This is a genomic window from Halomonas sp. DQ26W, assembly GCF_003339685.1.
In the GTDB taxonomy this organism is placed as follows: domain Bacteria; phylum Pseudomonadota; class Gammaproteobacteria; order Pseudomonadales; family Halomonadaceae; genus Halomonas.
Genome location: NZ_QPKI01000046.1, coordinates 1 through 10,325, shown reverse-complemented (window position 1 = coordinate 10,325; position 10,325 = coordinate 1). Strand labels below are relative to the sequence as shown.

Here is a 10,325-nt window from a genome sequence, read left to right as displayed (position 1 = left end):
AGCGCTCCAACAGCGACCCTCTCCACCAAAGGAGAGGTAATCATCTGTTGGAGTATCTTTAGATCACGACTGGAGGCCGAAGGACTCCCGGCGGTGTTGCCAATGCCGGCGACCACTGCCAACCTCGGCCGCCTCCGCCGAGGCGCCTGACGGCGCCTGACGGCGCCAGTCGCGATGCGGAGCAGCGCTCCAACAAGGTCAGCAGTAACCGCGCTGTAGGAGTATCTTTAGATCACGACTGGAGGCCACAGGCCTCCCGGCGGGGTTGCCGGTGCCGGCGACCATCGCCAACGCCGTGGCCTCCGCCGAGGCGCCTGGCGGCGCCAATCGCGATGCGGAGCAGCGCTCCAACAGCTGTTTTTTCCATTAAGGCAAACCACACCGCTGTTGGAGTATCTTCAGATCACGACTGGAGGCCGAAGGACTCCCGGCGGTGTTGCCAGTGCCAGCGAACATCGCCAACGCTGTGGCCTCCGCCGAGGCGCCTGGCGGCGCCAGTCGCGATGCGGAGCAGCGCTCCAACAGCGACCCTCTCCACCAAAGGAGAGGTAATCATCTGTTGGAGTATCTTTAGATCACGACTGGAGGCCGAAGGACTCCCGGCGGCGTTACCGGTGCCGGCGACCATCGCCTACGCCGTGGCCTCCGCCAAGGCGCCTATCGGCGCCAGTCGCGATGCGGAGCAGCGCTCCAACAGCTGTTTTTTCCATTAAGGCAAACCACACCGCTGTTGGAGTATCTTCAGATCACGACTGGAGGCCGCAGGCCTCCCGGCGGTGTTGCCCGTGACGGCGACCTCGCCAACGCTGTGGCCTCCGCCAAGGCGCCTGGCGGCGCCAGTCGCGATGCGGAGCAGCGCTCCAACAGCGACCCTCTCCACCGACGGCGCCACGCCGCTGTTGGAGTATCTTTAGATCACGACTGGAGGCCGCAGGCCTCCCGGCGGGGTTGCCAGTGCCGGCGACCATCGCCAACGCCGTGGCCTCCGCCGAGGCGCCTGACGGCGCCTGACGGCGCCAGTCGCGATGGGAACCAGCGCTCCAACAATGATTCTTTCTACCGACGTTGCCACGCCGCTGTCGGAGTAGCTTCAGCTCACGACTGGAGGCCGCAGGACTCCCGGCGGTGTTGCCAACGTTCGCGGCCATCACCGGCGTTTCAGCCTCCGCCAAGGCGCCTGGCGGCGCCAGTCGCGATGCGGAGCAGCGCTCCTACAGCTGCTTTTTCCTGCCATAACAGGCGACTACCACCCTGTAGGAGAATCTTTAGATCACGACTGGAGGCCGCAGGCCTCCCGGCGGTGTTGCCAACGTTCGCGGCCATCACCGGCGTTTCAGCCTCCGCCAAGGCGCCTGACGGCGCCAGTCGCGATGCGGAGCAGCGCTCCTACAGCTGCTTTTTCCTGCCATAACAGGCGACTACCACCCTGTAGGAGAATCTTTAGATCACGACTGGAGGCCGCAGGACTCCCGGCGGTGTTGCCAACGTTCGCGGCCATCACCGGCGTTTCAGCCTCCGCCAAGGCGCCTGGCGGCGCCAGTCGCGATGCGGAGCAGCGCTCCAACAGCGACCCTCTCCACCAAAGGAGAGGTAATCATCTGTTGGAGTATCTTTAGATCACGACTGGAGGCCGCAGGACTCCCGGCGGGGTTGCCAGTGCCGGCGACCATCGCCAACGCCGTGGCCTCCGCCGTGGCCTCCGCCGTGGCCTCCGCCGAGGCGCCTGACGGCGCCTGACGGCGCCAGTCGCGATGCGGAGCAGCGCTCCTACAGCTGCTTTTTCCTGCCATAACAGGCGACTACCACCCTGTAGGAGAATCTTTAGATCACGACTGGAGGCCGCAGGACTCCCGGCGGGGTTGCCAGTGCCGGCGACCATCGCCAACGCCGTGGCCTCCGCCGAGGCGCCGAACCGAGCGCTCCAACAAGGAGCGCCTGCGTCGCTATCGCCGAGGCGTCCTTCCACAATGCAGTCTGTGCAGAGCAGATTCACGCCAAAGTGTGAAGAACCATAAAAAAGCGCCCCCGAACGGGGGCGCTTTGGTCATCGGCTCCAGCCGTCACCCTCGGGTGGCGGCCTTCGATGTTGCGAGCATCGGAGTCGAAATGTTGTTTCCGGTGTCGTAGCCTATCAGGCTTCCTGGGCCACGGGAATCACATTCGAGGCGGCTTTTTGATACTCCTCGATTTCATGGAAGTTCATGTAACGATAGATCTCGCCGGCCATCGCATCGAACTCTCCCATGTAACGCTGGTACTCCTCGACCGTCGGCAGGCGGCCCTCGACGGCGGCGACCGCGGCCAGCTCGGCAGATGCCAGGTAGACGTTGGCGCCATCGCCCAGGCGGTTGGGGAAGTTGCGGGTAGAAGTGGAAACCACGGTGCTCTTGGCGGCAACACGGGCCTGGTTGCCCATGCACAGCGAGCAGCCCGGCATTTCCATGCGCGCCCCGGCACGACCGTAGATACCGTAGTAGCCCTCTTCGGTCAGCTGGTGCTGGTCCATCTTGGTAGGCGGGGCCAGCCATAGGCGGGTCTTCAAGCTGCCTGCCGGCTGCTTCTCGAGCAGCTTGCCCGCGGCCCGGAAGTGGCCGATGTTGGTCATGCACGAACCGATGAATACTTCGTCGATCTTCTCGCCGGCCACCTCGGAGAGCAGGCGGGCGTCGTCCGGATCGTTCGGCGCGCAGAGGATCGGCTCCTTGATCTCATCCAGGTCGATCTCGACGACCTCGGCGTATTCGGCGTCCTTGTCGGCGCGCATCAGGCTGGGGTTGGCCAGCCACTCTTCCATTGCCGCGATGCGGCGGCCAATGGTGCGCTCCTCGCCGTAACCGTTACTCAACATCCACTTCAGCAGGGTGATGTTGGAGTTCAGGTACTGGGCGACGCTTTCTTCGGAGAGGGTGATGGTGCAGCCGGCAGCTGAACGCTCGGCGGAGGCATCGGAGAGCTCGAAGGCCTGCTCGACGGTGAGGTCATCGAGGCCTTCGATCTCCAGCACGCGGCCGGAGAAGGCGTTCTTCTTGCCCGCCTTGGCCACGGTCAACAGGCCATTCTTGATCCCGTAGTAAGGGATGGCGTGGACCAGATCGCGCAGGGTGACGCCGGGCTGACGCTTGCCCTTGAAGCGCACCAGCACCGATTCCGGCATATCCAGCGGCATCACGCCGGTGGCGGCGGCGAAGGCCACCAGGCCGGAGCCCGCCGGGAAGGAGATGCCCATCGGGAAGCGGGTATGGGAGTCGCCGCCGGTGCCCACGGTATCGGGCAGCAGCATGCGGTTCAGCCAGCTATGGATGATGCCGTCGCCCGGGCGCAGCGAGACGCCACCGCGGTTCATGATGAAGTCGGGCAGGGTGTGGTGAGTATCCACGTCGACCGGCTTCGGGTAGGCCGCGGTGTGACAGAAGGACTGCATCACCAGGTCGGCCTGGAAGCCCAGGCAAGCCAGGTCCTTGAGCTCGTCGCGAGTCATCGGGCCGGTAGTATCCTGGGAGCCCACGGTGGTCATCTTCGGCTCGCAGTACATGCCCGGGCGCACGCCATCGAGACCACAGGCCTTGCCGACCATCTTCTGGGCCAGGGTGAAGCCCTTGCCGGTGTCCTTGGGCTGCTCGGGCAGCCGGAAGACATCGGAAGGCGCCAGGCCCAGCGACTCACGCGCCTTGCCGGTCAGGCCACGACCGATGATCAGCGGGATGCGGCCGCCGGCACGCACCTCGTCGAGGATCAGCTGTGTCTTGAGTTCGAAAGTGGTGACGACCTCGTTGGTGCCGTGCTTGCACACCTTGCCTTCATAGGGGTAGACGTCGATGACGTCGCCCATTTCCATCTTGGCAACGTCCATCTCGACCGGCAGGGCACCGGAGTCTTCCATGGTGTTGAAGAAGATTGGCGCGATCTTGCCGCCGAAGCAGAAGCCTCCGGCACGCTTGTTGGGCACGTTGGGAATGTCGTCGCCGAAGAACCACAGCACCGAGTTGGTGGCGGACTTGCGCGACGAGCCGGTGCCGACCACGTCGCCGACGTAGGCGACCGGGAAGCCCTTGGCCTTTACTTCCTCGATCTGCTTGAGTGGGCCGGTGGTGCCCGCCACTTCTGGATTGATCCCCTCACGCTCATTCTTGAGCATGGCGTTGGCATGCAACGGAATATCAGGGCGTGACCAGGCATCCGGGGCGGGGGAGAGGTCGTCGGTGTTGGTTTCGCCGGGCACCTTGAAAACGGTCAGGGTGATCTTCTCGGCCAGAGCCGGCTTGGAGAGGTACCACTCGGCCTCGGCCCAGGACTGCATTACATCCTTGGCCACGGCGTTGCCGGCACGGGCACGCTCTTCCACGTCGTGGAAGGCATCGAACATCAGCAGGGTGTGCTTGAGCTGCTCGCCCGTCTCCTTGGCCAGCTCGGCATCGTCGAGCAATTCGACCAGCGAGACAATGTTATAGCCGCCCTGCATGGTGCCCAGCAGCTTGACGGCGTGTACCTTGTCGATCAACGGAGAGCTGGCCTCACCCTTGGCGATGGCAGTCAGGAAGCCGGCCTTGACGTAGGCTGCCTCATCCACGCCCGGCGGGACGCGATTGGTCAGCAGGTCGAGAACGAATTCCTCTTCACCGGCTGGCGGATTCTTCAGCAGTTCGACCAGAGCGGCGACCTGCTCGGCATTCAGCGGCTTCGGCGGGACGCCTTCGGCGGCGCGTTCCTCGACATGTTGGCGATAGGCTTCAAGCACGTTGGGGCCCTCTTCTATAGTGGTGGCCAAAGCACGCCGATACAGCGCCTGAACCGGCGAAATGGCGGCATTGGCTAGTGAAACAATCGGGTCACTGGGTGCGGCGATTCTACGCCAAACTGTCGACAATGTTAAGGTAACCCCTTGCGCAGCAACCTTGAACTTTGGTCGGCGCAATGTTTGCCCGGTTACAAAATTCGTCACGCGAGGCCTCCTCGACAGGTGCCTGTCCTGGCCGGCCACGTTACCATGGGCGCCCAATGGAAGAGGCAATCGATCAAGGTGGGAAGCGACATGGTAGGCAGCATCACGTCCCCCTGCGTAGGGCTCTGTTCCACTACTCTCGGCGATCCGGTCTGCCGCGGTTGCCAGCGTGGCGATGGTGAAATACTCGATTGGTTCGGCCTGTCCGACGAGCAGCGCAACGCCCGCATGGCGGAACTGGATGCACTGCGGGTAACCGTGGCCGGTCGTTTCCTTAAGGTGGTGGATGCCGAGTGCCTCGAAGCACAGTTGCTGCGTCACCGTATCCGCTTTCGCTCCGATCAGCCGGCGCTCTCGCGAGCGGTTGAGCTGCTGCGGGTGGGTCGTACGCGCATTCAATCGCTATCGCGCTATGGCCTGGTTGCAAGCGAATCTGCCCAGGGCATTGATGTCGCAGAACTACACTTACGGCTGAACCAGGCACTGACCGAGGCCGCTAAATACCGCCAGGCGCAGCAGTAGGGTGCGCACAGCAACCGCACCTTTTGGACAGTCACGTAATACCAACATAACGACCGCACCACATTCGAGCCAATGCCATGCCAGAGACCATGCCAGAGACCATGCCAGAGACCATGGAAGCACCAAGTGACGAGACCCTGCTGCCGCCGGATATGCACGACTTCCTGGCCTGTGAGACACCCGATGCCTGGATTGCCTGGGCACTCGAAAACCCCGAGCTACTGCTGATCGATCATGCACAGTGTGAAAAGAAGGCCGCCTCGACTGCCATGAGCCTGCTTTATCGCTACGTTCACGAGCCGTTGCTGCTGACCAAGATGTCGCAGCTCGCCCGGGAGGAGTTGCTGCACTTCGAGCAGGTAGTGAAACTGATGGAGAGTCGGGGTATCGTCTATCGGCATCTCAGCGCCTCCCGCTATGCCGAAGGGTTACGCCGACATGTGACACCTCAAGATCCGGCACGACTGGTCGATATCCTGATTATCGGTGCCTATATCGAGGCACGCAGCTGTGAACGGTTCGCTCGACTGATTCCGTATCTGGACCCCGAGCTTGCCAAGTTCTACCGCTCTCTGGTTAAGTCGGAAGGTCGTCACTACGAGGATTATCTAATGTTGGCGCGGCATCTCGCTCCAGGCCCCATCGACGGCCGGGTTGCCTTCTTCGCCCTACGCGAAGCAGAGCTGATAGCCACGCCAGACAAGGCGTTTCGTTTTCATAGCGGTGTGCCGGGCTGAGCCCACCGCTTTCGCCATGCAGGGTTCCCAACATGCAGGACGCTCGACAAGACGTTCATAATAACGGATGGGATCAGCTAGCGCTGTTTGGACAGTTTTCTCTGACACTGGGGGACGACGTTCTCACCCAGTTCAGTTACGACAAGGTCAAGGCGCTGCTGGTCTATCTGCTGCTGCACCAGCAACCCGTCAACCGGGCCAGCCTGGCCGAGTTGCTGTGGCCCGACCAAGGCCTCTCCTCAGGGCGCACCAACCTGCGCCATGCCTTGCACTGTCTGCGACAGTCGCTGGGAGAAGAGGCAGAGCGGGTGCTGGTGGTATCTCGCCAGACCATAGCCTTCCGGCTGCCTCAATCCTGGCACTTCGATCTACATGAACTTCAGAATCTCCTCGACGGACCCAAGGATATCGCGACACTGGAGCGGCTGCTTCAACGCTACCGCGGCGACCTGGTCGAAGAGTTGCAATTGCCGTCCTGCACCGAATTCCAGCGCTGGCTGGTGCAACTTCGCAACGAGTGGCGTCAGCGGGTTATTCGCTTTGCCGAGTCCATACTCGAGAGCAACGAAGAGGTCCCCGATCAGTTGCTGCAAGCCCTGGTCAGTCGCTTCTCCGGCTACGGCCCCTTCCATGAGCGCCTGGTGCGCCAGCTCGCCGAACAGGGCCAATTGGCGGCCGCCCACGAACAGTACAGCGCCTACCTGCAGCTGTTGGCCCTTTCCGGACAGCAGCCCGAACCCAGCTTCCTGCAGCTGGCACGCTACTGGTCCGACGGCAACCCCGACCTGCAGGGGCTCTCCCCGCAGGGCGCCTTCTCGCGCACCCTTGCCGCCGGCAGCTCACCGCTGCGCGAGGACGAGATCGAGCAGCGCCAGCTCTCGGTCATGGCCATTCGCCTGCGGGTGAAAGGGGAGTTCTCGGCCCGTGACGAGACCCGCGCCTGCCTGGCGCTGCAGTTCGAGCTGATGCGCTGGCTAGAGCAGCAGTGCCATCACCTGGGTGGTTTCTGGCTGCCCGGTGCCACCGGTGGCCTCGGCCTCGCCTGCTTCGGTACCCATGGTCCGGCTCACCAGCTGGCCGAACTGGTCGCCCTGTACGAACACTGCCGCCGGGTGCTGCCCGACGAAATCACGCGCCACTGGAGCGGCGAAGGCGAACCGCCGCGCATCGAACTGGCCGCCGGCCTCAACAGCGGCCGCGTGGTCTACCTGCCCGAACGTCAACTGGTCGACCCGCTGGGCCAGGTGACCCAGAATGCTCTCGAGCTGATGACTGCCGCGGAAGGCAGCGAGCTGGTCATTTCCCAGGAGGCCAGCCAGCACATGCCGCCCGCGCTGGACTTGCAGCCGCGTCTCTCCTCGCGGCTGGTGGCAAGCGATGGCCGCGTGCGCCTGCGTGCTCTGGTACTGGGTCACAACGAAGGCGGGCGCGACGCCATGCCACCCAGCCTGGTCGGGCGCGAAACGCCGTTGCGTACCCTACGCGATGCTCTGGCCCGCGCCGGCATCGGCCTGCGTCAGAGCGTGCTGGTGCGGGGCGCCTCGGGCATGGGCAAGTCGGCATTGATGGTCGGCTTCCGTCAATTGGAACTGAGTCGCGACGCGGCGATCTGCTGGCAGCCCACGACGCGTCTCTCGGTCCTGGAACCCTATGGTGTCGCGCGTACCCTGCTGCGCTGGCGCCTGGATGGCGAACTCGATAGTGAAACCCTGGCCGCACTGCTCGAAGGTCACCCGGATCTGGTCCTGAGCAGCAACCAGCTGGACCTGCTGGAAGAAGCGCTGGGCGTTCGTGAATCCCCCCAAGTGGCACAGCTGGCCAAGAGCGGCGAGGCAGCCGATCTGGTCGTCGCCGTGCTGTGCCGTGTCATAGAGCGTCATGCCAGCGAGCGCACCCAGGTACTGATGATCGATGACCTGCAATGGCTCGACGAACCCTCCTTCCGGGTGCTGGCCGGCCTTCAGGCACGACTGCCGATCAACTGCGCTTTCCTGCTAGTGGCCAGTCATCACGGCCGTGAGGCGTTGCCCACGCGGCTGCATTGGGACCAGCAGGTCACGCTTGGCCACCTCGATGCCATGCAGTCGTCGCGCCTGCTAACCCAGCTGGCACGACGCTACCGGCTGCACCTCAGCCCGCGGCTGCGTGGCCAGATCATCGAACGCTGCGATGGTGTGCCGCTCTACATGCAGGAGATCTGCCGTCGTCTGGAAATCGATCGTCGGGAGGGGCGCAGCGTCCATCTCGATGAACTCCCGCGTGGCCTGCTTGGCCTGCTGGCGGGACGTATCGACCAGCTCGATGGCGACCGAGAAGTCGCCCACGTGGCTGCCGTGCTCGGCCGGCGCTTTCGCCTGGACTTCCTGGCCGAATGCAGCGGCTGGGAAATGCCGCAGCTCAACCGCGCCCTGGATCAGATGCGCCGGCTGGAGATCATCGAATCCGCCGGCGGCGAGGGCGGCTGCCGTGAATTCCAGTTCAGCCATCAATTGCTGCAGGAAGCCGCCTATCTCTCCTGCCCGCGGGACGTTCGCGTACGCATCCATCGTCAGGTGGTGAGCCTGATCGAAGAGCGGTTCCCGATGTGGATCGGCCGGCACCCGGGAGACTTCGCCACCCATCTGCGCCGTAGCGGTCACTATGCCCGCGGGGCACGCTATTTCGAACTGGCGGCTCGTGAGGCGCTCAAGGTCAGTGCCAACCGTACGGCCCTGAAAATGGCCGACTTCGGCCTCGCCAGCCTGCGTCACGTCGAGGAACCGACCGAACGAGAGATCAGCCTGCTTACCGTACGCGGCCAGGCCGCCTTTGCCCTTGAAGGGCACGGTTCGCCCACGGCCCACGAAAGTTTCGTCCGGGCCCGAGAACTGCTGATCAAGTGCGAAGGTTGCAGCGGCGACGACACCGAAGACCTTGAGCAGGCCTTCCTGGTCAAGTGGGGGCTCTGGGTGGGTTGCAGCCAGCGCCACGCCCACGCCGACGCCTTCTCGCTGGCCGCCAGCCTGGCGTCCATCGCCAGCCGGCTGGAAGACCCGCGCTACCGCCGCCTGGCCGACTATTCGCGTGCCAACTGCGAATACTGGGCCGGCCGCGTCAGCCAAGCCTACGACCACCTCGACGAGATCGCCCCCCTCGAACAGCCGATGATGATCGAGTGGCTGCCGTTCTCCGAGCACCCACAGGTGGCCGCCGCCTGCTTCCAGGGCTGGGCGATCTGCCTGCGCGGCGACTATCGTCGCGCCGAGCAGCAGGTCGAATCCGCCATCCGCCTGGCCGAGCGAATCGGTCACCCCGGCTCGCTGGCCATGGCGCTGCTGTTCGCCGCGGCGCTCTATCGTCAACTAGGCCACGTCCATCTAGCGGCGCAGCGCGCCGAGCAAGCGGTTGCCCTGACCGAAACCCCCGATCTTCACCTATGGCAGGTATCGGCGCAGGGCGTGCTGGGCTGGCGCCGAGCGCTCTCCGGCGATCGCGATGGCCTGCGAATCATGGATGGCGCCCAGGAAGAGTTCGGCGCAATCACCGGACGCGACCGCTATCATCGCCCCAACCTCTGGTACAGCGACGCCTGTATTGCCCTCGACGAGCTGACCAGCGCCGAGGACTATCTCGACCAGTGCCTGCTGATCGCCCGCGAGCGCAGCACCCTGTTCGTGCCCGAACTGGCCGTACAGCTGGCCTTCGTTCGCCACCGCCTCGCTCGCCCGCAGTCCGAGGTGCGCCTGCTTGTAGTGCAAGCGTTGGAATATGCGCGTCTGCACGAGAACCTGCATCAGGAACTCTGCGCCCTGGAAGCCTGGTTGACCCTGGTCGACATCTGCGACGAAGCCGCCCGTGAGCTGTTTCGTGAACTGCTTAACCACGTCACCCACAGCGACGCGCCAGTACTCGTACGCTGGCGCACCCTGCTGGATCGCCGCCTGCCCCATGCAGCGAACGCTGAATCACAACTGTAAGGAAGCGATGTATCTCGATCGGAAAAAACCGCTGTTGGAGCGCTCGGTTCGGCGCTCCGACTCCCATCGCGCCTGGCGCCGCCAGGCGCCTTGGTAGGCACCACCACGGCAGGAAAATACAGCTGTTGGAGCGCTGGTTCCCATCGCGACTGGCGCCGCCAGGCGCCTTGG

General features: G+C 64.0%; 4 protein-coding genes. 3 read left to right on the top strand and 1 reads right to left on the bottom strand.

All coding sequences use genetic code 11. The features are described 5' to 3' along the window. Window positions 1–2,131 precede the first annotated feature (2,131 nt). Window positions 2,132–4,735 (bottom strand): bifunctional aconitate hydratase 2/2-methylisocitrate dehydratase, encoded by a 2,604-nt coding sequence (gene acnB / locus DU490_RS16500; protein ID WP_114575318.1) that lies wholly within the window; start codon window positions 4,733–4,735, stop codon window positions 2,132–2,134. 294 nt (window positions 4,736–5,029) lie between these two features. Between acnB and DU490_RS16495 the strand changes: the two genes are divergently transcribed. The 3 genes from DU490_RS16495 to DU490_RS16485 all read left to right on the top strand — a co-directional run bounded on the left by DU490_RS16495 (window position 5,030) and on the right by DU490_RS16485 (window position 10,154). Continuing rightward, window positions 5,030–5,461, top strand: a complete 432-nt coding sequence (locus DU490_RS16495) for a DUF1289 domain-containing protein (RefSeq protein WP_114575317.1) — start codon at window positions 5,030–5,032, stop codon at window positions 5,459–5,461. A 113-nt stretch (window positions 5,462–5,574) separates the two neighbouring features. Beyond that, complete coding sequence (locus DU490_RS16490) at window positions 5,575–6,198, top strand: tRNA-(ms[2]io[6]A)-hydroxylase (RefSeq protein ID WP_258801707.1); 624 nt, start codon at window positions 5,575–5,577, stop codon at window positions 6,196–6,198. A 32-nt stretch (window positions 6,199–6,230) separates the two neighbouring features. Further along, window positions 6,231–10,154 carry an AAA family ATPase gene (locus tag DU490_RS16485; RefSeq protein WP_114575316.1) on the top strand — a complete coding sequence of 1,308 codons (3,924 nt, stop codon included), beginning with the start codon at window positions 6,231–6,233 and terminating at the stop codon, window positions 10,152–10,154. Window positions 10,155–10,325: the final 171 nt, after the last annotated feature.

Bases quoted from the DNA above. Each gene is read 5' to 3' on its own strand.
- DU490_RS16495 (WP_114575317.1), top strand. From the start codon at position 5,030: ATGGTAGGCAGCATCACGTCCCCCTGCGTAGGGCTCTGTTCCACTACT.
- DU490_RS16490 (WP_258801707.1), top strand. From the start codon at position 5,575: ATGGAAGCACCAAGTGACGAGACCCTGCTGCCGCCGGATATGCACGAC.
- DU490_RS16485 (WP_114575316.1), top strand. From the start codon at position 6,231: ATGCAGGACGCTCGACAAGACGTTCATAATAACGGATGGGATCAGCTA.